This is a genomic window from Methylomonas sp. MED-D (assembly GCF_050276835.1).
In the GTDB taxonomy this organism is placed as follows: Bacteria; Pseudomonadota; Gammaproteobacteria; order Methylococcales; family Methylomonadaceae; genus Methylomonas; species Methylomonas koyamae_A.
Genome location: NZ_CP189965.1, coordinates 4,278,973 through 4,301,993, shown reverse-complemented (window position 1 = coordinate 4,301,993; position 23,021 = coordinate 4,278,973). Strand labels below are relative to the sequence as shown.

Genomic DNA, 23,021 nt, shown 5'->3' with positions numbered 1-23,021 from the left:
CACCAGGAATAAACCGTTAATGCTAGCCCCGCATATCAAGAAAAAAGTCGATGAACTTTGGAACCGCTTTTGGGCGGCCGGCCTGACCAATCCCTTGGTCGCCGTCGAACAGATCACCTATCTATTGTTTTTAAAACGTTTGGAAGACATCGACCGCAAGCGCGTCGAACGTAATCTGCCGTCCATCTATCAGCGCCGGGATAGCGATCCTGAGGGCATGAATCCGGAAACCTGCCGCTGGAGCTACATCCGCCAGTCGGAAAAAACCAATCCGCGCCATCTCGCCGAGGTGGTGTTTCCCTGGCTGAGAACCATAGATAGCCGTTTGACCGATCAGGAAACCGATTCCGAGCTGGGCGGTTTGGACAAACGCATGGCGGATGCCTATTTCCAGCTCGACCCCAACAAAGGCCAGGTACTCGGCGACGCCATCGATAAAATCGACCAACTGTTTGCCCGCGCCGGTGACGGCTCCGCCGCCCAGGACATCATGGGCGACACCTTCGAATACCTGCTCAGCGAAATGGCGACTGCCGGCAAAAATGGCCAGTTCCGTACCCCGAGGCACTTGATCCGCTTCATGGTGGAACTGCTCGATCCCGAACCCGGCGACAAAATCATCGACCCGGCGGCGGGAACCGGCGGTTTCCTGTTCAGCGCCCAGCAATACCTGATGCGCAAATTCACGATACCCGACAATATCCGCTTGGAATGGGACGGCACGCCGCACCGTTTGGACGGCGCCGGCACCACCACGCGCGAATATGCCGAAATCCATAACGGCGCCAATTTCGTCGGCTTGGATAACGACCGCACCATGACCCGCATCGGCTGGATGAACCTGATCCTGCACGACATCGCCGATCCGCAACTGGTGCAAGGCGACTCTTTGAGCAAGCGCGAAGGCAAAGCCAAACTGGCCGAATTGCTGACGCCGGAAAGCTACCGCTTCGTGCTCGCCAATCCGCCGTTCACCGGCACCGTCGATACCGCCGACCTGGAAAAAGACAGCGTGTTGTTTCCGCGCATCGGTGGCGGCGGCAAGAAAAAAGACGACGCCATCACCAACAAAAGCGAATTGCTGTTTTTGTGGCTGATGCTGGATTTGCTGGAAATCGGCGGCCGTTGCGCGGCGATCATTCCCGAAGGCGTGCTATTCGGTAATACCGACGCCCACAAACGCCTGCGCCGCGAACTGCTGACCGAGCATGTGGTTGAGGGCGTTATTTCCCTGCCCGGCGGCGTGTTTCAACCCTATACCGGCGTCAAAACCTCGATCCTGATCTTCCGCAAGGAAACCCGCCGCGACGACAAGCAAACCCTGACCGGACAAGCACCGCGCAGCGAATATGTCTGGTTTTACGAAATCGAAAACGACGGTTTTACGCTGGATGCCAAACGCAACGCTCGTCCCGGTCAAGCTAACGATCTGTGGGACGCGTTGGTCAAGTTTAAAGCCTGGCTGAACGAAGGCCGCGCCGGTGCGGAGCGACTCGAAAAAACCTATTGGCAACCGACATTCCACAAAGAACGCTGGCGGCAAGCCCAGCTCCGCGATAGCGCCGACCAACTGACGGCGGCCGGTCATGCCTTTGCCAACCAATCCGATAGCGGCATGTGGGACGGCCAGGTTTGGGGCATACACGAATTGTTTGCGGAAATGCCCAGCGATCCCAAAGCCGCCGAGGAACAAATTAAATCCCAGGTACAGGCAGCTTTGCTGACGTTGGCCAAAAGCTATTTGGGTTCAGCTTTACAACTGAATCGCAGATTTACGCAATCAAACCTAATTGGAGTTGAAAGTTTTGAGTTTTCGCAAAAGGAATTTGATGACTGGCAAAAAGCTATCAAAAGCTCACTGCAGGAATTCCGCCGCGCAGCTGCCGATGCGCATTTTTTTTTCGAGAGCGAGGATTCCACGGTCTTATCCCTATGGAAAGATTGGGTCAAAAACGCATTGAGTTCTGCAGAGTCAGAATTTGAAACTTTGGGCTCGGGAATTATTAGCAGCACTAGTTTTGTCCAATTTCAAGCGGTTAATAATTTAAAGTTAGAGATTGAAACTCTAGCACGCGAAGTTGCCAAGCTGGACGGCTTTGACGTGGTGCTACGCAGTCTTGCCGTCGATCAACAGACGACTATAGCCACCGCCAAGCATTGGGTGATTCCGGTACGGCAATGGCTGACAAACGACGACTGGCAATCGGCGGACGGTAAACTGCTAGGTTCGCACGATGCCAACGGCTTGGTCAGGCCGGAATATATCCGAGCCATGCTGGACCAAGGGCTGTACGACGACAAAGGCAATTTGAAAGACGATTTGCTAGATCCGGATTGCATCGAAGCTCGCGACTGGAACCTGTCGGCTGGGAAATACAAACCCTTCGATTTCAGCCAGCTCACGAGCGATAAGAGCGTCGTCGATTTGATTAGCGAGCTCCGTAAAGCCGAGCAGAAGATTATTGGCGGTTTGGACAAGTTGCTGGCGATGGTTGAGGGGCAGGAATGAGCTTAGCTGACTCATGGGTTGAAGCCCGTTTGAATGATGTCTGCTTGCTGAATCCTAAACTCGCACCAAATGAACGCCCGCACAAAGACATTGAGATAACTTTTATTCCTATGTCGGCTGTGGATGAAGTCGCGGGGGTAATTGCAAGGCCGGAGATTCGGAATTACAGTGAAGTTGCCAAGGGCTACACCAGTTTCAAGGAAGGTGATGTTCTTTTTGCTAAGGTCACGCCTTGTATGGAGAACGGCAAAGCGGCAATTGTTGGACCATTGCTGAATGCAATTGGCTTTGGCTCTACTGAGTTTCATGTATTACGTCCGATTGATGGGGTGTTACCAGAGTATCTGTTTCACTTTATCCGCCAGCCGTTATTTAGGAAATATGCGGCTTCGTCGTTCGTAGGTACGGGAGGGCTGCAAAGAGTGCCTCCAGATTTTCTTGCACGTCTAAAGCTCCCACTTCCTACGCTAGTGGAGCAAAAACGTATTGTCGAAATATTAAAACAGGCGAATGCCGTTAGCTGCTTCAGGGATGAGGCTCAAGAGATAATCAACCATTTAGCAAAACAACGCTTTACAGAGCTGTTTGGTCACCCAGCTGAAAATCCGAAAGGTTTTGATTGCTTTACATTAGATCAGTTTGGAAGTTTAGATCGTGGTATCTCCAAACATCGCCCGAGAGATGCCAACCATTTATTTGGTGGCCCATATCCTTTTATTCAAACCGGCGAAGTCGCCAATGCAGGTGACTGGATCACGACTCATAAATCGACTTATTCAGAGGCTGGTTTAGCTCAAAGCAAGCTTTGGCCAAAAGGCACGTTGTGCATCACTATTGCTGCCAATATTGCCAAAGCAGCGATTTTGGACTTCGATGCTTGTTTCCCGGACAGTGTTGTTGGCTTTACGCCGTTTGAGGGTATCTCAAGCGAATACGTGTTGTATTGCATCCGGTTTTATCAAGAATATTTCGAACATAAGGCGCCGAAAGCTGCGCAGATGAATATCAACCTGGAAACGCTAAGAACGTTGCGAATCCCCAATCCGCCCGAATCGCTGCAACTTGAGTTCGCCGATTTTGTTAAACAGGTCCGTTTACTGAGTCAAGCAACGACTGAGCAATTGGAAAAACATAATGAATTGCTCAATGAACTTAAAATTGCTGCATTTTCCGGTGAATTGACCGCTGGCTGGCGAGAAATAAATAGCAAGGAAATCGCCGCAGCCGTAGCGGAAAGGGATGAGTTGCTGCATAAAAAATCTACCAAGCCATTCAAGGCAGACGAACTCAATAACCAAACCCAACCGGTAACATCAAAATCAGTCCGGGCAAAAACCCGTGACTCCGCTTCGCCTCAACGCCTAAAGCAAATCGACCATGGGCGACCTGCTCGGCATTGGCTGATTAACGAACTCAGTGAATTTCAACACGCCATCTGGACTATGCTGCGCGACGAATGGCGCAACCTGGTCATCGTCGACGATCCCGAGGCGTTTAACGACTTCTGCACCAACCCGCAAACCATTTGGCCGATCGAGCATTTCAACGCCTCGCCCAACCGCATCCGCCGCACCCTGGAACAACTGGCGGCCTTGGGCTTGATCGCCAAAGTCAGCGTGCGGCGCCAGAATGCGGCGACACTGCAAATCGAATATTTAACTGCCTTCCGCCCGCTCCGCGACGACGAAAACAGCCGCTTGCGCGACGCGGCAATGTTGAAAAACGCGCTAAACGGCGATGGGCCAGCGTTCGGCGATTCAGCGGAATGAGGCGGCTTTCATGAAATTGCGTTATCTGCATCTGCAAGACTACCCGCCGATCAAGGACATCAAGGTGTTATTCGCCAGCGGTTCGCCGCTACAACGCGAGTGCGCGATTCGTTTTGTAGTTGGCGTCAACGGCAGCGGCAAATCCAATTTGCTGCGGGCCTTGGCCGAGGTGTTTCTGGCTTTGTCCGAACAGCGGGTGCCGCCGTTTCCGGTTAGCTTGGTTTACGAATTGGGCCAAAAAGGCTCGGCCAATCACCGCACGTTGTTGCTGCATTGTCCGGGCAAGCGCACGGCATCGAGTTTGTGGGTGGCTGAACGAGCGGCTTTCTCCGATCAAGGCTCGGTCGAAACCTTCGAGACGGCTATTCAGCAGCTTAGCGATATAGGTACGCCATCGGGTTTGGAAATGCGGCCGTTAATCGACCCCGGTTCATGGCCGACCGTTGCCACTACGCCGCCAACGATGGCTCTGCCTAATGCCGTTTTGGCCTATACCACCGGCGCGATAGCGCCCTGGCAAGCGATTTGGAACCGAAGTTCAGTCGGCCAAGATAGCGAAGAATCCTTCAGTTTGAATGACGAACCGAACGACATGGAACGGCCGCCGGGTTGGAATACGGCTTTGGAGCTGGCTAGCCAAAATCTGACTGGACCGACCAGTGCAATCGATAGTGGTCTCGGCGACATCTCGCCAACAAGCGATCTATTCCGCCGGCCGATTCTGTTGACGCCGGCATTATTGAAGTGTGCTTTATTGGTCGTTGCCTTGCCTCAAGCGTTTGTCGATACCGATGATAATCCTAACTTGCCTGTGCTTAATGGCTTGCTGGCCGGGATCGATGGCCGGGATGGCGAATATCGTTCGCCATTACAAGAAATGCTGCAACGTGGCGGTTGGCATCATTTGGTTTCGGTGGCTTTCCGTTGTCACATACAACCCGAAGTTTGGCGGCTTAATCGTAAGCTGGAGATTGCCCACGATTGGCTGATGTGTGCCGGCGAGGTGATTACCGAGCCGCATCCGACTCCGACCGAAGCTAAAAGAACGCTGTACTTCGATCTGAAAGGCGGTTTCAGCAGTTATAGTGAAACTCTATCAATCAACGATAATCTGCAAATCAGCGGCACCCAAGGCGAAGCGCTTTGGGCATTGTTAGGCGGCCACGAATCCACCGCTTTTGAGTTATTTACCAAATTCGTGGATTTATATCAGGCCGGCTTGTTCGACGATGTCGAATTACGCTTGCGCCGCTCCCCCAAGCCGGATGAATCGGCGGATCGTGACGCCGTTGAAAACGATGTCGGCGTATTACGTTACGAGGAACTGTCCGACGGCGAGCAAATGGTTTTGGGCCGGATGGCCTTGTTTCATTTGCTGGAAGGCCAACACGATTCTTTGTTGTTATTGGACGAGCCCGAGACGCATTTTAACGATAAATGGAAACGGGAAGTCGTAGATATTATCGACACCTCGATAGGCCGAACCGCCAATGATGTCCTAATCTCGACCCATTCCTCCATAGTTCTAAGCGACGTGTTCAACGATGAAATTATCATGGTGGAAAAGTCCGATGACGGTTCAGTCATACGGACAGTAACGGAACAAACGTTTGCGACCGATCCAAGCGCTTTGATGATGACGGTCTTCGAAGCCGATGACAGTATAGGCAAACGAGCGCAAGAGTTTATTGAAGACAGATTGCGCAAAGCTACCGGCACTGCGGCTGATATTCAGCAACTGGAACAATTGATTGCCAGGATGGGCTCGGGTTTTTACCGTAGCGAGTTGCGCACGTTGCTTAACAAATGGAAGGGAGCCGGAGATGCTTAAGCCGATTAACCAGCCTTTGTGTTGCGGCGCTCTAAATGCTTGCCGGAACTTACAGGTAAAGCTGACGCACTGGTTGTGTGATCCAGCTATCGGCGCAGGAGACATTAACGTGAATAATTTGACTTCTCCTCATGTGCCTTCGCAAATTGAAGCGAACTGGTTGTGGGATTTTCTGCAAAAAATCGATGCTGGTAAAACACTGCTGGAACGAGCACAAACGATTGCGGACATGCCGGTGACGGATAAGCAGCAACTAAGCAACTGGATAATTTCAGTCAGCAATCTTGCCAGCCAGTTTCAACAACTGCCTCCTCCGATATGGCCGATAACGCGTCCGGCTATTCCCGATAGGGCTTGGGAAGCATTCAAAGAATTAATGCTGGCATTCTACAAAAAAGCTTTCCGTAGCGGATTGCCTTACCTTGCAGATGGCACACCAGTAGCCACTGGAGGGGTGAACTATGCTCAATTTGTGGATGCCTTTCGGAATGCGCATCGATTAAAGCCGGACCCAAACGCTAGAGAAGTTTGTGTGGTATGCGGCGGGCCGTTGGGGCAAACGCCGGAAGTTGATCATTGGATTGCCGAGAGCGCTTATCCTCTATTGAGCGTTTGTGCCGACAATTTATTACCCAGTTGCGGTGACTGTAACTCGACAAGCAATAAAGGACCTAAACCAGTACATAGTGACGGCACTTTTACTGACTGGTTTCACCCCTATTTCTGCCATCCGAACGATAGTATTCGCTTGGTCTACGATTTGCAGACGCACTCAATTACGGCCACAGCAACAAGCCCAAGCGAAATGGTGAAAGTCAATAATTTAGACAAATTGTTTAATCTTAGCGAACGATGGACCCGTGAGTTCAAGGCTGAATATTCAAGGCAACAAGAAGTACTGTTGAAACGTGAAAGACGCAGAATAAATAATAGTCAGGCAAGGCATACGCAGGCTGAAGTCCTGGCACATTTACAAAACGTGCAAGATGACCTATTACAGAACGAGCCCCATTTTGAGGTCCACAGTGTCCTTTGTTCTGCGATGCTTGAGAAATCGAGGCTGGCGGCTTGGCAAACTGAATTAGGATTGGTGTCATGAGCGACAATCACAACCCCGTCACGCTTATTGACACCCCCACCGGCTACGCCGACTGGCTGACCGAACTCAAAACCCGCATTCATTCCGCGCAGCAACGCGCGGCATTATCCGTCAACCGTGAATTGATTCTGCTGTATTGGCAAATCGGCCGCGACATACTGGAGCGGCAAGCCCAACAAGGTTGGGGAGCCAAGGTAATCGAACGGCTATCGCACGATTTGCGCACCTCGTTTCCGGATATGAAAGGCTTTTCGCGCGCCAATTTGATGTATATGCGCGCCTTCGCGGAAGCTTGGCCTGATGCCGAAATTGTCCAACAGCTTGTTGGACAATTGCCCTGGGGACACAACTTGGTGTTACTCAGCAAGCTAAAAGACGCCGAAAACCGTAAGCGCTACGCCGAGCGGGCTATCGAATACGCTTGGTCGCGCAATGTGTTAAACATCCACATCGAAACCCGCTTACTGGATCGAGAAGGTAAAGCGGTCACCAATTTCGAAGCCAATTTGCCAAAGCCCCATTCGGATTTGGCCCGTGAATCCTTGAAAGATCCCTATTTATTCGATTTCCTCGGCATCGGCCAGGAAGCCGACGAGCGGGAGATCGAAAACGCGCTGGTTCAGCACATCACCCGTTTTCTGATCGAACTTGGCGCCGGTTTTGCCTTTGTCGGCCGGCAATACCATCTGGAAGTAGGCGGTGACGATTTCTTCATCGACCTGCTGTTTTATCACCTGAAATTACGTTGTTATGTGGTGGTGGAACTCAAGACCGGTGCCTTCAAACCGGAACACACCGGGCAATTGAGTTTTTACCTGACGGCGGTAGATGCGCAACTTAAATCAGAGCACGACGGCCCAACCATCGGTTTACTGTTGTGTAAGACCAAAAACCGGGTCGTGGCCGAATACGCTTTGCGCGATACCAACAAGCCGATCGGCGTGGCGGAGTATCAATTAGTTGAAGCTTTGCCAGCCGAATTGCAAACCAGTTTGCCGAGCATTGAGCAAATAGAACGGGAGTTGGTTGAGCATTAAACCCCGTGCGAACTAAGTTCGATCAAATGTCCATACTCGGAAAAAGGAACAGGCGGTTATAGCCCTGCGAGGTATCCGTGGGCGACTACCTCCGCGAAGGGCATGTACAGATGATTCAAACATTTTAAAACGTGGCTTCATCACATCCCGAAATCGCTTCGCGTGGTTCGGGATGCTGTGGCTGGAAGCTCGGTCCGCCGGCTTTATTGGGGGCTTGCGTTCGCTTATTTTCGTTGGCGCTTGAGCGTCATAAAGCCCGCCATCGCGCTGAACATCAACCATGCCGAAGCGGGCAGCGGTACGTTGGAAATTCCGCTGACGTTAATCAGCGCGTTGCTGAAATCCGGGGTGATGACGTTGCCGGCCGAGCCGAAGGGGTCTTGATTGTTCACCGACAGATTAATCGCGCTCGAGCCGCTACCGATCGCCACAAAGGTGAAGGTGGCGATGTCGAACGAGCCGCTGCTCAAATTGGCGCCGAATTGGCTGAAATCGGTAAACTCGATCTTCCCGGCGTTGTTGTCGATCGTGCCGGGTTGATTGATGAAGCTCCACAACGTGGCATTCACCACCACCGAATCGGCTTGCAGGATGGCACTGTCGAAGCTCAAATCCACCGAACCGCCGTCTAGCCCGCCGCTAAAGGCTTCGCCTTTCAACACCAAGCTGAAGGTATCCCCCAGATTGACATCCAGGCTGCTTGGATCGAAGAACACGTGGTTGGCTAACGCGGCCTGGCCTTCGCCGAAACAGAGTGCGCCCAGCAGGGTGAATGCGGCGGGCAAGGTTTTTATTTTCATGGATTTAACTCCCATTTAAAGTTGATTTTCAGTCTGGCGTGCTTACGGGCAAGTCGCTTGCGCGGAAGGTCCCGGCGCTTTGCCGTAGATGCGTTTGAACAAGCCCAGATCCAGCGAGTTAACGTTGCCGTCGCCGTTCATGTCGGCCGCGGCCTTCAGGTCGGCATTGCCGGCGGCGTTACCGTAAACGCTTTTGAACAAGCCCAAGTCCAGCGAGTTGGTTTTGCAATCGTTGTTCAAATCGGCATCGCAGAGGTTGCCGAAGTGATCGCCGTTGCTATCCAGTTGCGTGGCGTTGGCGAGCGCGGTGCAGTTGTCCACCGCATCGACCACGCCGTCGCCGTCGCCATCGGTGCCGGCCGCTTGAGTAACCGCTAACTGGGCGACGTTTTGATTGCTGCCGCCCAATACCGTCAGGTTGCCGATACGGGTGTTGAGCGCCGGGTTGACCGCGACGTTGTACTGAATCGTCGCCGGACCGCTGCCGCTGGTCGGTGACGTCACGTATAGCCAAGCCGCGTCGCTTTGCAATTGCCAGGCGCAATTCGCCCCGGTGGTCAGCGTGGCGCTAAAGCTGCCGGCGCTATTGGCGGCGGCTTGGCTGCCGGGTTGTAGACTATAAGAACACGCGGCATTGACGGTAATGGTCGCCGTGGCCGGAACCGCGCCCTTGTTGCCGGTGCTGGTCACGGTGTTTTTGGCGCCGTCGTAGCCGGCGAACAAGAAGCTATCGGTGCCGCTGAAGCCTTCTTCCGGGAAGTAGGTGGCGACCGCATTGTTCAAGCCGACCGTGCCGTGTTGCGGCTGCTTCAGGATGCGCATCGTCACGCCAGTGCCGGTGACCGGCAAGGTCAAATTGACCGGTGTGCCGGCGGCGGTGCTGGCCGAAACGTCGGCGGTGATTGGATAGGCCGCCGTGTTCATGCTTTCGCTGTTCGGACCTCGGTGGCAGGAATAACAGCCGACCGTGCCGCCCCGATAGAATTTGACTGTGCCTAAATCTTCGACGTTGAACGAGCGGTCGCCCTGAACGCGCGACAACTCGGTGCCGTGCAGGTCGCTGCCGTGGCAGCCTTTACAGCCGGCGGTACCGGAGCGCTCGACCGCGTCGCCGTGCCGGCCCACCCAAGATTGGTCGATCGGGTGCAGACCGTGCGGACCGCCGTTAGTGGTGTTCGGAACGCCGGCGGTGTGGCAGGTTTTGCATTCCACCGTTACGCCGGCATGGCCTTGCAGTTGCTCGTTGCGGATATTGTCGTTTTGGTGCGACGACGGGAATTCGGCGTGGGTCGAGCCGTGGCAAGCCGAGCATTGCAGACCGCCGTGGCCTTTGGAAAAACGGTACAACGACAATCCGGCGGCCGGCGTGTCGGCGTTTGTGGCGAAGGTTTGATTGACCGCGACCCGTTGGCTGTCGTAGGTCAGCGGATTGTTGAACACCGAGCTGTAACGGATTTTGCCGTTGTTGTTGGTGGCGGTGCCGGTATGGCAGCTTTGGCAAGTGGGCTCTTCGAGCCAGCCGGTGCGATGGCTGTCGCCGACCTTGCTCATGTTGCCGTGGCAGCTTTGGCATTGCATTTCCATGCTGCCGTCGGCCGCGACCGCGCTACCCATCGCGCCGCGCAAGCAGCGGGTTTTGGAACCCGGATGGCAGTCGTAGCAGGCCGCGCGATTGTCGGAGCTATCCAAGGTCAGCGAACTGCCTGGCGAGGTGACGGTGGCATGGGTGGCGTGCACCGATTGGGTCAGCGCCGGCACGGTGCCGTTGTTGCCGCTGAAGCTGGGGGCGCCCAGCGCTTCGGAAGAGTGGCAAGCCGCGCACAGCATCGGTTTGACTTGTACGCCCGGCATCGCCGGGTCCTGGTCGGTGGTCGCGGCGGCGTACAAGCCGGCCGGGTCCAGGCCTTTGGCGGCAAGCGCTTCGTTGTACAAGGCGGCGTGCTCGGCGAATTCGGTGTCGTCGTGCAGTTTGAGTATGTTCAGGCGGTATTCGCGCTCCAGGTTGGCATCGCTGATCCAACCGCCGGTTGGTTTGGCCTTGTCGTTGGTATTGGCCGCATGGCAAGTTTTACAACTCATTTCGTCGGAGACCGGCAACACGATGTCGGTCTGGGCGACCACGGCATTGCTGGAATCCCTGGCGACCAAACGCATCAACGGATAGGTGTTTTTGTTGCCCTGATCGTCGGTGGGCGTGATCGGCACGCCTTCGGCCTGGTAGGTATTTTCCGGCGAGTTGGCCGGTTGAAAGCTCATCGGTTGCGCGGTGTTCAGCACGTAAGGACTATCGATCCCCGGCATGTTGCAGCCCGCCAAGCCCATATCGGCGGTGTAGGCCGGATTGAACGTTTTCAAAACCGGAAACAGCGTGGGCGCGTAGGTTTCCCAATCGCTCTTGCCGCTGGAGGTGCTGTTCATCACGCCGCTGATCGGATCGACGATGGCTTGATAACTCAGCGTGTAATCGGCGGCGTTCGGTACTGTGCTGGCCTTCATCAATTTGCCGCCGACGATCAATTGCGCTTCGATGGTGTTGTAAGGCGGCAGGATGGCGAATTCGGCGTAGCGCGAATCCATGCAGTGCATGCCAAGATTGTTCCAGCCCAACAAAACCGCGTTGGCGGCCTGGCTTTGGTGGCTGACCAAGCCCAAAAGGCTGGTCAGCAGAATCAGAAAACCGGTTTTTCTCATGGTATTCAACCTATTACGTCCAAATAATCGGTGATCGAGTACTCGCGAGTGGCTTCCTGTCTTCTGGCTTGGATTCTAAGATCGCAACGCGAGTCGTGACGAACGGCGGAACCGGAAAAGTTCCCGGCTGAACATTAGCATTTAATAATTAACTTAAAATTAATTTATGATTAAAATCACATAAATTTTGTGCTTATTAGGGAACTTTTTCGCCATCGCCGCAATACGTCGCGGTAGGGGCTGTTGGAACAGGCAGTGTTGTCGTTTTAACAGTCGAGCGTCAGTGTTAGACCGGCGGCGGTCTAATAGAGATAGGCAACGTTGCCGTTTGCATGCGCGGCGTTCTTATACCAACACTCGGCATCGCCATGTAAACAGCCAAGCTTCTCCGCTGAACAGGCAGACATGCCCATTGAATACGCGGTCACCGATCGCGATTAAGCGAGAATTTCACCTTGATTATTTGGCCGCAAGAAATAGTTGACGGCTGGCTTGATGTCGAATCTTTCTAATGCCGAGGCAGTCACTGTTCCGAGCTTCTGAATTCTGAAAGTACCTCGTCTAGCGTTGGGTTTGCCTTCGCTCGGCCGTGGACAAAGACGACTGGGAGCGGACCGGTCATCACTTGGTCGATTTTGTCCAGATCGGCCTGTCCGCCGTTGGGTATGTCAAAGTTTACCGAGTGCGTTCGGACCACCGGCACGCCATTTCGAGACAAGTCCTCCGCGAGTCGATCGGCGCGCCGCGCATCCGCATGCGGGCAGTGTTCGGCCGCGACCACAATAACCGAGGACGGACTCTGACCGCTGATCGCGGGTAACTCCACAAACGCGCTGGATACGTTTGCGAGCGTTTCGGAACTCCCAGGGGGACTATCTTGCCGGTGCTGCAGCCAGTGATTGTAGGCACCGGCGCCGACGGTTATCGCGAGTAGTAGTTTAAGGAGTTTCATCAGCGGCGGCCGCGGCAATTAGAGATAGATGCGGAGTCTAACTCAGAGCTAACCGGCGGCGCACGGCTTTATCGCGCGGGACCGGTGGAATGACTGCCTAGGCCGCGGGTTTGACCGCACGCATTTTATTTCCACCGCGTTTGCCGACGCGGCTGGCGGACCGCGACGCCGGCCAAGGCGCTTGCGAACAGCCAAGCCGCGCCGGGTAGCGGTACCGGGGCCGTGGTCGAGTAGGTCAGGTTGTCGACGACGACGCCGTCCGACGTCCCGTGAAAATAGATTTTATCGATTAGCCCAGCGTAGCCAGATGCCAACCAATAAACTTCCGGCGGCTGATTTTCCGGAACCAGCGGTGCGCTATAAACCAGTTGGTTTTGGTAATACAGGTCGTAGCTGACATGACTGTCGAAGCCGACAAAATTATAATGCACGCCCTCGAATACCACCGGCGCCGAGTCGAAACTCAGCTCCGCGCCGCCGTAAGAAACCGCGAAATAATGATCCCCCATGTCCGGCTGATGGGACGGGTAAATGGAATAATCTCGCAAGCTTCCGCCGGCTTGCCATCCGGAAATGCCGCCGTAACCGTCAACCAAATCCCAATCGTTCAAGTTTTCAAAGGTGAGCACGGTTTGCGAGGCATAAGCCTGCGATACGCTTAATAAGGCCATAACCCAAACCCCAGCCATTTGTTTCAATTTCATAAGATTTCCTCGAAAGTAACAAGCGGCCTACAAAAGCCGCCCGCCGGATTAAAAATCAAGTTATACGCCGCGACGTTTCGCGTATATCAAGCCGATCAGCGCACTACCGAACAGCCAGACCGCGCCCGGCAATGGCACCGGCGCGGCGACGTCGCCGTCACGGACTGCCCAGACGTAATAATTGGTGCCTTTGCTGATGTAATTTTGCATGCCGGTCGCGGTGCTCAGATACCAGGCTTTACTGGCGTCGCCGCCGTAACTGGTGCCTAGCCAATAGCCAAAGGATTGCAGATGGCTGAACAGGCTTTCGTCGTCGGCCGTGGCCGGATCGTCGACGAGGCCGTAGCCGGACTGCGGTCCGCCATGCGAATCGAGGGCGCCTTTGTTAGCGAAATCGCCGTAGAACAGATGCGCGAGTTCCGAGCTGGCCGTGGAGACGTTGAATCCGCAATCGCTACCGCTGTATCCATAGTCGCAACCGGGCACGCCCAGGTCGTTGAAGGTCGGCAGGCGCCAATCGTCGTAACTCGCGCCGCGCACATCGTCGAAGAAGGTCAAGCCGTCTACCCAGGCCACGGCGTTTTGCCAGCTCATTTTGCCTTCGGCGTCGTAGCCGCTGGTTTTGGCGTAGTTGGCGTCCGCCAGCCAAGTGACGTTTTGCTCGCTGTCGTAGATCAGGCCGCCGCCCCGGTCGAACAACTGGGCTTGCGCGCTGCCGACAGCCAGCGTGCCGAGCGCAGACAAGGCCGCGCGTAAAATTATACGTTTCATCGTTTTCTCCAAAAGGTTGTTCTCGAATAGATGCCGATACTCGGTAACCGGACTAACGGCTCTAAGGCTGGGCGCATTATCGGAAGACAGATACAGGCTGGGAACCCTACCGGAGTAGGGTGTCATGCCAACCAGGCGGTTTGTTAAGATGTAATTATTTTGCATGTTTTGAACCGGTCTGAATGAGTCCCGCCAACTGCAGAAAATCAGCCAGTGCCGGCAATCGACTCATGTGGCAATAACCCACCGGATGCTTAGTTTGACGGCTTGATACCGCAACTCGACGTTAGGCATATCTTCACGCTCCGATGCCTTGCGTTTTTTGTAACTCGGAGCGTTGGAGAGCAAAAATGGTAGAAAAACTTCTGACGGTAACGCTGTTGTCGGTACTTTCCGGCTGCGCAACCACGGCAAATAACGCTCCCGCCCAAGGAGGCAACAAAGCCGAGAGCAAAATATCAATGGCGATCGGCCGTGAAATTGGCAACTTCACGATCACTAATTCACAGGCAACGGAAGCGCCCACTGGTTATAACGGTATGCAGTACACCGTTAAAACGAACGATGGGGCCACCTTTAAATGCGAAATTTTGGAGCCGTCGGGGCTCGGTAAATTCGCGACGTGGGGGATGGCAAGCGGGGCGGACGCCATGTGTACGGATTTTACGCGCGGATCGAGCGACATCGGAAAAACCAACAATGCAAACTGTAATGCATTACTACGAGCTGCCGGCAAATGCTGAAGTAATGCCCGACAGCGGAGTCGGAGTCGGAGAAGACGACCGGCAACGCTTCTATTCGCCATTCTTCCGCCCCGAATCGGCCTGGCGGATAGACAATGCCGGCCACGGTTTGGGTCGGGCGGGGCGCCGTCGGGGCCATGATCGGCGGCGAGTTCGATTCGCCGACCCTGGCCCAAGCCGAGCAGCAGGGTTATCTGGTGTTGCACAAACGGTTGGACCCGGTGGCTTCGTATGCTCTGCTAAGCCGGCTATTGCCATCCGATCTGCCGACAGGGGTAGCCCAGACAAATGAAACTGCCACTTAGTAGCCATGCCGGCTGGTTGGGACTGGCATCCTCGGGCCTGTTGGCTTGGGGAAACTGGCACTATGCCCAAACGCTACCCAACTACGACGCCGCGCGCCAGACAGTCAGCGAATTGGCTGCGTTCGGAACGCCATTGGCGGACCAAATCAATTACGGACTTTTCCTGCCGGTGGGCTTGATGCAATGGCTAGCACTGGTCTGCCAGTACCGCATGCTCGAGCAGTACCCCAGTCTACGCGAAGGATTACTGGCATTTTCCTGGGTGGGAACAGCTTATGTATTCTGCGCGCTATTCCCGTGCGATCCCGGCTCCCCGCTGATCGGCTCCTGGCGCCAGCAAATTCATAACCTATTCGGTGCGCTTGAATACCTGGGAGGCGGTTTGGCTTTGCTGCTGTTTGGGCGCATTCCGGGCTCCCGCATCGCAATCCCTTTGAAGATTTCCGGCGCACTGGTACTGACGGTTCTGGTGTCGCTTGCCATCCCCTGTCTGGCGGACTACAGGGGACTGATCCAACGCGTTGCCGAAGGCGTGTTGTTCGGCTGGCTCGCGTTAGCGAGCGCCGTGCAATTGGCCGAAGCCTACATCGGCCGAATCGAAATTACGATGCGACCCTAAGTCATCAGTTTTCATCAAGCCGAGCGACAGCGCTAATGTTTTCCGACAGCCTGCTGTAGACGTCGAGCAAACTCGACGGATTTGCCGTCGGACGGCAGCGAGTCCGGTACATAAATCTTAGCGTTCCAAATGCCGTCGTCATCCGCTTCTTTACTCATACATTGCTTTTTGCCGTCCGCAGTGACGGCGCATCGGCGCTGGTAACCATTGGGAAGCGTATAAGTCTCTATTACGTCCTTAGGCCCGCTATCCGGAGCGTGAAGATTTTCCGGGTTAACTGCCAATTTGCGGCGATCGAATTTCTGTTCTCCATTATGCTCCGCCGATTCTCGGGCGACTTGACGCACGTCGTTCAATACCTTGGATAGGTCGAGTTTGGGAGGCTCCGGATGTGCGGGATTCGCAGACTTATCAGTCTGCGATGTGACGTTAATCGCTTGTCGTGGCGAGGAGCCGACATGATCTGTGAAAATCGGCGTCGGCTTTGGTTGCGCCCTTGATCTGCCTCCCGCCATCTTAGCAGGCAAGCTTGGCGGCGACTGATTGTCCCTGCCATTTTCCGCTAAATGTAGGATTTTGAATTCCACTGGTAGCACTGCCAAGCGATCCGGCAACCGGTCCGCCGGTTTCCTCGGTCGAAATATATCGGTCAACGCCGACGCTAGCCCAAGATGTATCAACAGAGACACGATCAGGCATGAGGCAAACCTGCGCCGCGCTGTTTCAACCATCGGAGCCGGCTATCGTCGGTCTTGTAACGTCAAGCGGAACAGCGCGTTGGTCTCGGAAAATGGGTTTCGACTGAGCAAGAATCGTAGATTGCGTTAAATGTTGCGTGACCACCGACCACCCTAGCGGGTTAGTTGACTTGCAAGCTCACAGTGACGAGTGCCTGATCGTTTCGGACATCGCATTTGAGCCGGTAGATTCGACCTGCTTGTAGGACCAGCGTTTTCTTGGGTCTACGACTCGAAAACCCTTTAAAGCAATAGACTTGAATTTCATACTCTCCAGGCAGGAGATGAATTTCGCTGGGGTAGTCCGTAAAACCCGGCCAGCCAAATTCCTTCCGTTCGCCGGAGCCGATGGGTTCAATCTTCGAATAGCCGATGATGGTCGTATGATAAGCATCGGCAAACGGGGAGCCCACAACACTTTGGATTACCGCAATCTCGTCTGGTCCCAGACTGTCGCCCGCATATTGCTTGGCCGGCGTCATAAAACCACATGAACAGAGCATGGACGCGGCAATTGTTGTCATAACATTTTTCATGAATTAGCCTTGTCATTGGCGTGAAAACCTAAAGCACATCCAACTAATCGTTAAAACAACAACCGATAACGATAGAAAGCAAGGTTTCACCGCGCCTCCTTTTAATCGATAGGCCTTAGTGATGCATACGGCATCGAATGTCTTATAAAATTCGTAACTTGTCGTACCTTCGGCATTAGCTGCTCTAATTAATTGTTTTATAAATCAGCAAGGCCAAAAAACTTCCGCCAAACAGCCGTTTTTGAACGGATGCGAATACCCGAAAACCAGGCTATTGGCTACATGAGTGGGCGACATTATCGGAAGCGCGGCGTGGCGGCGGAACCCTACCGGAGTAGGGTGTTGGGACACGCCGGCTATTGTTAAGATGTAATCATTTTGCATGTTTTAGCGACAGCCTTGCTCGGCGGAGAATGCCGAACGAGACTGTCGACCATTGGGGAGAATTGAATGTGACAAATTCGGCAAGCGCGTTGGTTATCGACGACCACCCGCTGTTGGCGAGCGGCATCGCCGATTTTTTGCTATCGCATTGCGGCTTCGGCCAGGCGCGGCCGGTGTCCAGCATCGCCGAGTTTTGGGAAGTTCTCGATACCGCCCAGCCGCCGTCGTTGGCCGTGGTGGATTTTTGGCTGCCGGAAGGTGCGTCGCTACCCTTACTCGTGCAAATGAAACGGCAATGCCCAGCGACGCGTTTGCTGGCCATCAGCGCGGACGACAATTCGGCCGTGTCGGGCAAGGTGCGCGAAGCCGGTGCCGACGGTTTTCTGCACAAGCAGGAAGCGCCGGATATTTTCGGCCGCGCCGTGGCCGCGTTGCTGCGGGGCGACACTTGGTTTCACACCGGTCCATTTGCCGCGACCGGTATCAATCAGCCGCTCAAGGAGCTGCCGGTCACCGCCGCCGAGCTGGGTCTGACCGCCCGTCAAGGCCAGGTACTGGCGATGATGTTGAAGGGCTTGCCCAACAAACGCATCGCCTTGAACCTGTCTTTGTCCGAACAAACCGTCAAAGAGCACGTCACCGGTATTCTGGAACGGCTGGGTGCCCGCAATCGGATCGAGGTGATTACCATGCTGCGCGGCAGAAAACTGGAAGGTTCGTAATGAAGTCGGCACTCTCTGATTCAACTGCCGCCGACCCTTTACGTTTTGCAGACATCAGCCCCGACGGTCAGGCGCGCTTGTTGGATATGACCTTAAACCGCTTGGTCTACAGCATTACCATTATTCCTTTCGTCGGTTTGCCCTTCGCTTACTGGAAATACCAACTGGACCGGAACCCCTGGGGTTTGTTGATGTGGACCGCATCCTACTCGATTGCCGTGGTCGCGGTTCGGCGGCTGCATCGCCAATATCTGCGCGATCGCGCGCAACTCGATCCGGCGCTCGCGGTGGCCGAATGGTTGCCGGTAGTCCTGAGGACGGCGCTGCTGCACGGCTTCGGGTTGACCGCATTGGTGTTGGTCGTCGCCGGCCGGGTGCCGTTCGAATTCGCGTTGACGCTGTACATGAGCTTGGCGGCGGTGATGGCGGCCAACGCTACCCATCAATCGCCGGTATTCAGCGCCTTCAAACGCTTCTTCGCCGCCAGTTGGGGCGTTTGTACGCTGCTGACGCCGTGGACCTTTCCCGAGCACTGGCCGTTGACGCTACCCTTATGCCTCAGCTACGTATTGTCGATACACCGCCATTCGTCGATTGCCCACGGCTTTTTCTTGCAACAGATCAAACTGGAGGAAGATAGCGCCAGACTCGCGGAAAGTTACCGTCTGGCCATGGAGCAGGCCGAGGAAGCGCTACGGGCCAAAAACCAGTTTTTGACCACCGCCAGCCACGATCTGCGCCAGCCGGTACATGCGATGGGGTTCTTGATCGAATCCATCTCTCGTCGCAACCGGGATTTGCTGCTCAGTCCGGCCTTGCAAGACCTCAAGCAGAGCGTGCAATCGGTGACGCAGATGTTCAATTCGCTACTGGACCTGTCGCGCATCGAACTGGGCGCCCAGCCCGTCAATCTGCAAACCGTGGCGCTGGAACCGATGATGAACGACGTTGCCACCTTGTTTCGCGAGGAAGCCCATGCCCGCGACATCCAATTGCGGGTGCGCGTCGGTGCCGGTAACGCGCTGGTGCGGGCCGACTCGACTTTGTTACGCCAATCCATGATTAATCTGATGCAGAACGCGCTGCGCTACACCCAACACGGCGGCGTGTTGCTGGCGGCGCGCCGACGCGGCGGCGGCTGGCGAGTGGAAGTGTGGGATACCGGCGTGGGCATTGCCGAGGACGACCGCCAACGCATCTTTTCGCCGTTCTTCCGGCCCGAGCACGCTTGGCGCATCGACAACGCCGGCCACGGCCTGGGGTTGGCGGTGGTAGCAAGGTGCGCCGATCTGATGGGGGCCAGTCAAGGCTTGAGTTCGCGGGAAGGCAAGGGCTCGCGGTTTTGGTTGCAATTGCCGAGCGCCGACATCGTCGAACGGCGCGCGGCGACCCGCGACCGCGATTTTTCGCCGGCCGGGCGGGGCGGGGCCTTGAACGGACGCTGCCTGGTGTTGGACGACGAGCCGCAAGTACGCGGCGCCTGGCAAGCCATGTTGGCGGCGTGGGGCGTGGAAACCGTCTGCGTCGGGTCCGGCGGCGAGGCCTTCGCCGCGCTGGCCGGCGGCTTCGAACCGCGGGTGATTTTTTGCGACCAGCGCTTGCGCTCCGGCGAAAGCGGTTTCGAACTGCTGCAAGCCTTGCTGGAACGTTGCCCAGCCGCTGTCGGGGCGATGATCAGCGGCGAATTCGACTCCCCGGCGCTGCATCAAGCCGACCTGGAAGGTTATGTCGTGTTGCATAAACCGGTCGATCCCGAGGCGCTGTACGCCTTGTTGAGCCGCTGGCTGCCGGCGGCCGATGCGGTAGACGCCGAATAGCCTTTCGCATTTCAAATTTCGGCGCGTCCGCTCCCTCGCCCACGGAGCGTGTCGTAAAAGCCCCGGTGGAGGCCGTCGTAAAAGTCGAAACAGAACCCTCCTCGCGGGAGAGGGCAGGGTGAGGGGGATAAACCCAAAGGTGAAGTGCGATGACGACGGCGACGGATATTGCCGGGCTGGCGCTGACGGCATGATCTCCGCTATTCCCGGTTCGCGGCTTGGTGCCGCGCGGAATTGCCGTTGTTGGGCAGCTTGCTCCGGGAAAGTGGCATGCAATTGGCTGACGGATTTCCAAGCGCCGGCTGCCGTCCGGCCAACATTCGCGTCAGACCGGACGATCCGCAAGTCCATTAACCGGAGCTCACTATGAACATTGCCACGATCGGGCAAACCCTTGCCGCCTATACCGCCCAAGCCGGCAACAGCCGGCCGGCCAACGTAACCAGCCGCGAAGCGGGCGCAACGCCGGTCGCTGCGAACGCAACGCGTACGGTCGATCTACGCAACGTGTCGCTGAACGAAATCAACTCGCTGATCAAGGCCGGCGTGGACGGCTTGCTGGACATCGCGCCGATGATGCACGGCAACCTGTTCGCAAACGCCGATCCCCAAGCCCAGGCTGACGTCAAGATCGATTATCTCGGCCAAATCGAAGGCGCCATCGCCTTCGACAAAAGCCGAGGCACCAATACCGATTTTCTGGAATCGGTACTGACCAAACTGAAGCGCATCGACGGCATGCCGTTGCCGGGTGGGTTGGACGAGCGGGTTTGATGGTGCGGGCTTTACACTATTGAAATTACGACGGCGGCCGACATGCGGGGCCGGCAATGGGAGGCGTAATCAATCGCCTAACGATCATGAAAGCGTGTCTGCGTCGAAGAGTGAAAGTTCTTCGAGTGGTAGTCGTATTCGCTTCAGCTGGGGGGCTTCCGATTCCAAAGAATCCGTCGTTTATGAAATCAGGACTAAATCCGAGTACGGCTTTTTCTGATTCTCGACAGGCCAAATAAGCTGGAGCCAAGGAGTATTCCGGCCGGCGGTATCGGCACCGGTGTCAGCGTCGAGGTGGTACTGGCATTTAAAAAAGCGCCGCCGGCCGGATTGGCAAACTTGTCCAGGTCAAGCGAATTGATGTGTCCGATTAAGTCAACGGAACCCGTATTGCAATTTGGCCCGATACCGTCGGGGCAGTAGCCGTAATCGTATACCCGTACGCTACCCATGGTGGTAAACGTACCTCCCCCTGGTTGACCCACGGTAAAGTAATCGGCCTCCACCATTGGATCGGCGGGAAAAGTAAGAGATTGATTGGTATCTAGGCGGATACGACCATTGAACATGTGATTGTCCAAGGCAGCGTCATTGGAATGGGTGGTCAGGGTAAAGTCTAGAAATGCCAATGAATAGAACATGCCATTGGTGTAAGTTATGCTGCCCAGTTTGAAGGAGTTTTCAGGACCAAGGCCAGCCACCTCCATCGGGCTACCGCTGAAGGAAAACTCATTCATGCGCGCTGTCGGAAACCGGTTTGGGTCGTATCCGAAGCTGACTGAATTTCCCGATAGGGCGACGGTTATGCTCGAGGGGTTATTAATAGCACTCGCACACGTGGGATCGCCTCCGCAAACATCAATCGGTGTGCCATTGACCGACAGTTGATTGTTGAAGGTCGCGGCTGCACTGGCGAAGCCGCCCATCGTGAATTGGGTAAAGTTCGCCGTTACTGTTACGGAACTGGCATAGCTGCCCGCCGTTGCGGTGGTAAGCGCAAGCGTCGCTAGAATTAGGGATAATTTCATGGTCGATATGTCTCTTAAAAGGCTCAGCGATATAGAAGGCAATGCGGCAATTGCCGAAGGCGAATGCAACAAAATGGGAATTTAAAAAGCTGAACTGTGATTATCAGCCTGGCAAGTATGGTCAGACGGATAACCTTCAGCGCTGAAAAGAACAACTTCAACTGATGTTTTGCCGACGCTTCAAACTGATTAACCCAAGCAAGCCGGAACCGAACAGCCAGATTGCACCGGGTACGGGTAATGCGGCTGAATTGCCGAATCCCGCTTCAGTTTGCAAGCTGTACCCAGGATGGGCTTGCAGCCAGACCGGGTCGATGTAGAAGTAGGGATCCATATAAACCGACGCTTGACCCTCACCTTCTCCGGCAAACCCTTGGACGCTGGCCGTCATCAACGACTTGAAAGTCGTATTCGCCTGGACATAAATCTCGTAAACAAACGAAGTCGAGAAGCTATCGTCATTGTTTTTGCCAAACTCATTCCCGAAATTGGCATGGTAGTTATAATCTCCGGTTGATGCGTGATAGTGGGTATAAGTAGAAGTCGCCGCATCGGCCTGTGAATCGAAAACCCCATTTGCCTTAACATCTTGCAAGTCGAGATAACTCTTAATCTCTCCGCCAAAGCCAACACCACTGGTCTTATGGCCGTATGTCGTACCTGAGACAAAAAAAGGAACATAGCCACCTGGACCAGTGACGTTGACAAGATACTCGATTGTGCCTGAGCCCGAGAAGCTAGCGGTTAATCTTTCCTCATAGTCCCAATGATGAGGTCCGTTAGCAGCCGAAACCGCATAGCCTTGCAGCGATATTGTCGGCACGACATTCGTGTAGATGGAGCCACTGACCCCCGCGTGGTTGCCTCTTTCACCCACCACGTCACCGGTATCATAGTAACCATTGGCTACATCGCCCCAATTGCCAGGCGTCTGAACACTGTTAGTGATATAGGTGTGAGTGGGACCTTCATAGATATAATTTTCAGCTGAAGCCTCAAAACCTATTGCAGCATAACCGGCATGAGCCGCGGATATAGCGGAGCAGCTCAGCGCGGCGAGCAGCATTGAATTGAAGAGTATGGCTTTGCTTTGCATATTGCCCCCTTGGGCGTTTTTTACAAAAATATCCCAGCTGAACGCAATCGGCGAACTGGGGTTTATGGGTAATTTAAGACCCGCTGATTTTCGCCTT

19 protein-coding genes are annotated in these 23,021 nt (G+C 54.9%); 11 read left to right on the top strand and 8 right to left on the bottom strand.

Translation table 11 applies throughout. From position 1 onward, the window contains the following. Window positions 1-19: 19 nt before the first annotated feature. The 5 genes from ACQE3E_RS19385 to ACQE3E_RS19365 are packed head-to-tail and all read left to right on the top strand — an operon-like array spanning window position 20 to window position 8,245. Window positions 20-2,509: a type I restriction-modification system subunit M gene (locus ACQE3E_RS19385; protein WP_427500960.1), complete on the top strand. Its 2,490-nt coding sequence runs from the start codon at window positions 20-22 to the stop codon at window positions 2,507-2,509. Further along, a complete protein-coding gene (locus ACQE3E_RS19380; protein WP_427500959.1) occupies window positions 2,506-4,278 on the top strand; it encodes a restriction endonuclease subunit S in 1,773 nt (590 codons plus the stop codon). The genes ACQE3E_RS19385 and ACQE3E_RS19380 overlap by 4 nt, the downstream gene beginning before the upstream one ends. A 10-nt stretch (window positions 4,279-4,288) precedes the next feature. Beyond that, the gene (locus tag ACQE3E_RS19375) at window positions 4,289-6,109 is read left to right on the top strand and encodes an AAA family ATPase (protein WP_427500958.1); all 1,821 of its coding nucleotides are present in this window, start codon (window positions 4,289-4,291) and stop codon (window positions 6,107-6,109) included. Next, window positions 6,102-7,208 carry a hypothetical protein gene (locus ACQE3E_RS19370; RefSeq protein WP_427500957.1) on the top strand — a complete coding sequence of 369 codons (1,107 nt, stop codon included), beginning with the start codon at window positions 6,102-6,104 and terminating at the stop codon, window positions 7,206-7,208. The genes ACQE3E_RS19375 and ACQE3E_RS19370 overlap by 8 nt, the downstream gene beginning before the upstream one ends. After that, on the top strand, window positions 7,205-8,245 hold the full coding sequence (locus ACQE3E_RS19365) for a PDDEXK nuclease domain-containing protein (RefSeq protein WP_427500956.1): 1,041 nt from the start codon (window positions 7,205-7,207) through the stop codon (window positions 8,243-8,245). Before ACQE3E_RS19370 ends, ACQE3E_RS19365 begins: the two co-directional genes overlap by 4 nt. Before the next feature lie 224 nt (window positions 8,246-8,469). Here ACQE3E_RS19365 and ACQE3E_RS19360 read toward each other — a convergent pair whose 3' ends face one another. The 4 genes from ACQE3E_RS19360 to ACQE3E_RS19345 form a co-directional block, all read right to left on the bottom strand. Then, a complete protein-coding gene (locus ACQE3E_RS19360) occupies window positions 8,470-9,045 on the bottom strand; it encodes a hypothetical protein (protein WP_426992452.1) in 576 nt (191 codons plus the stop codon). Between the two features lie 42 nt (window positions 9,046-9,087). Next, window positions 9,088-11,736 (bottom strand): dockerin type I domain-containing protein, encoded by a 2,649-nt coding sequence (locus ACQE3E_RS19355; protein ID WP_427500955.1) that lies wholly within the window; start codon window positions 11,734-11,736, stop codon window positions 9,088-9,090. A gap of 1,077 nt (window positions 11,737-12,813) precedes the next feature. Then, the gene (locus ACQE3E_RS19350) at window positions 12,814-13,392 is read right to left on the bottom strand and encodes a hypothetical protein (RefSeq protein ID WP_427500954.1); all 579 of its coding nucleotides are present in this window, start codon (window positions 13,390-13,392) and stop codon (window positions 12,814-12,816) included. Window positions 13,393-13,452: 60 nt separating this feature from the next. Continuing rightward, window positions 13,453-14,163 (bottom strand): DUF1566 domain-containing protein, encoded by a 711-nt coding sequence (locus tag ACQE3E_RS19345; protein ID WP_071156061.1) that lies wholly within the window; start codon window positions 14,161-14,163, stop codon window positions 13,453-13,455. A gap of 350 nt (window positions 14,164-14,513) precedes the next feature. On the opposite strand from ACQE3E_RS19345, the gene ACQE3E_RS19340 reads away from it, so the two are divergent. The 3 genes from ACQE3E_RS19340 (at window position 14,514) to ACQE3E_RS19330 (ending at window position 15,830) form a co-directional block, all read left to right on the top strand. After that, window positions 14,514-14,906 (top strand): hypothetical protein, encoded by a 393-nt coding sequence (locus ACQE3E_RS19340; protein WP_064031118.1) that lies wholly within the window; start codon window positions 14,514-14,516, stop codon window positions 14,904-14,906. A gap of 95 nt (window positions 14,907-15,001) precedes the next feature. Beyond that, the gene (locus ACQE3E_RS19335) at window positions 15,002-15,211 is read left to right on the top strand and encodes a hypothetical protein (protein WP_427500953.1); all 210 of its coding nucleotides are present in this window, start codon (window positions 15,002-15,004) and stop codon (window positions 15,209-15,211) included. Further along, entirely contained in the window at window positions 15,195-15,830 is a 636-nt protein-coding gene (locus ACQE3E_RS19330; RefSeq protein ID WP_064031120.1) for a DUF998 domain-containing protein, read from the top strand. Before ACQE3E_RS19335 ends, ACQE3E_RS19330 begins: the two co-directional genes overlap by 17 nt. 32 nt (window positions 15,831-15,862) lie before the next feature. On the opposite strand, the gene ACQE3E_RS19325 is transcribed toward ACQE3E_RS19330, so the two are convergent. After that, window positions 15,863-16,417: a hypothetical protein gene (locus ACQE3E_RS19325; RefSeq protein WP_427500952.1), complete on the bottom strand. Its 555-nt coding sequence runs from the start codon at window positions 16,415-16,417 to the stop codon at window positions 15,863-15,865. 272 nt (window positions 16,418-16,689) lie between these two features. Beyond that, entirely contained in the window at window positions 16,690-17,103 is a 414-nt protein-coding gene (locus ACQE3E_RS19320; protein ID WP_427500951.1) for a hypothetical protein, read from the bottom strand. Between the two features lie 452 nt (window positions 17,104-17,555). Between ACQE3E_RS19320 and ACQE3E_RS19315 the strand changes: the two genes are divergently transcribed. The 3 genes from ACQE3E_RS19315 (at window position 17,556) to ACQE3E_RS19305 (ending at window position 20,800) form a co-directional block, all read left to right on the top strand. Next, window positions 17,556-18,209 carry a LuxR C-terminal-related transcriptional regulator gene (locus tag ACQE3E_RS19315; RefSeq protein ID WP_071156053.1) on the top strand — a complete coding sequence of 218 codons (654 nt, stop codon included), beginning with the start codon at window positions 17,556-17,558 and terminating at the stop codon, window positions 18,207-18,209. Continuing rightward, window positions 18,209-20,026: an ATP-binding response regulator gene (locus ACQE3E_RS19310; RefSeq protein WP_426992465.1), complete on the top strand. Its 1,818-nt coding sequence runs from the start codon at window positions 18,209-18,211 to the stop codon at window positions 20,024-20,026. The genes ACQE3E_RS19315 and ACQE3E_RS19310 overlap by 1 nt, the downstream gene beginning before the upstream one ends. 366 nt (window positions 20,027-20,392) lie before the next feature. Beyond that, window positions 20,393-20,800, top strand: coding sequence for a hypothetical protein (locus tag ACQE3E_RS19305; RefSeq protein ID WP_313730654.1), 408 nt, complete (start codon window positions 20,393-20,395; stop codon window positions 20,798-20,800). Window positions 20,801-20,994: 194 nt separating this feature from the next. Here the strand turns inward: ACQE3E_RS19305 and ACQE3E_RS19300 are convergent, their stop codons facing one another. Together ACQE3E_RS19300 and ACQE3E_RS19295 are read right to left on the bottom strand one after the other, a co-directional pair. After that, window positions 20,995-21,828 (bottom strand): hypothetical protein, encoded by an 834-nt coding sequence (locus tag ACQE3E_RS19300; RefSeq protein ID WP_313730655.1) that lies wholly within the window; start codon window positions 21,826-21,828, stop codon window positions 20,995-20,997. Window positions 21,829-21,985: 157 nt separating this feature from the next. Then, a complete protein-coding gene (locus ACQE3E_RS19295; RefSeq protein ID WP_313730656.1) occupies window positions 21,986-22,924 on the bottom strand; it encodes a hypothetical protein in 939 nt (312 codons plus the stop codon). Window positions 22,925-23,021 lie beyond the last annotated feature (97 nt).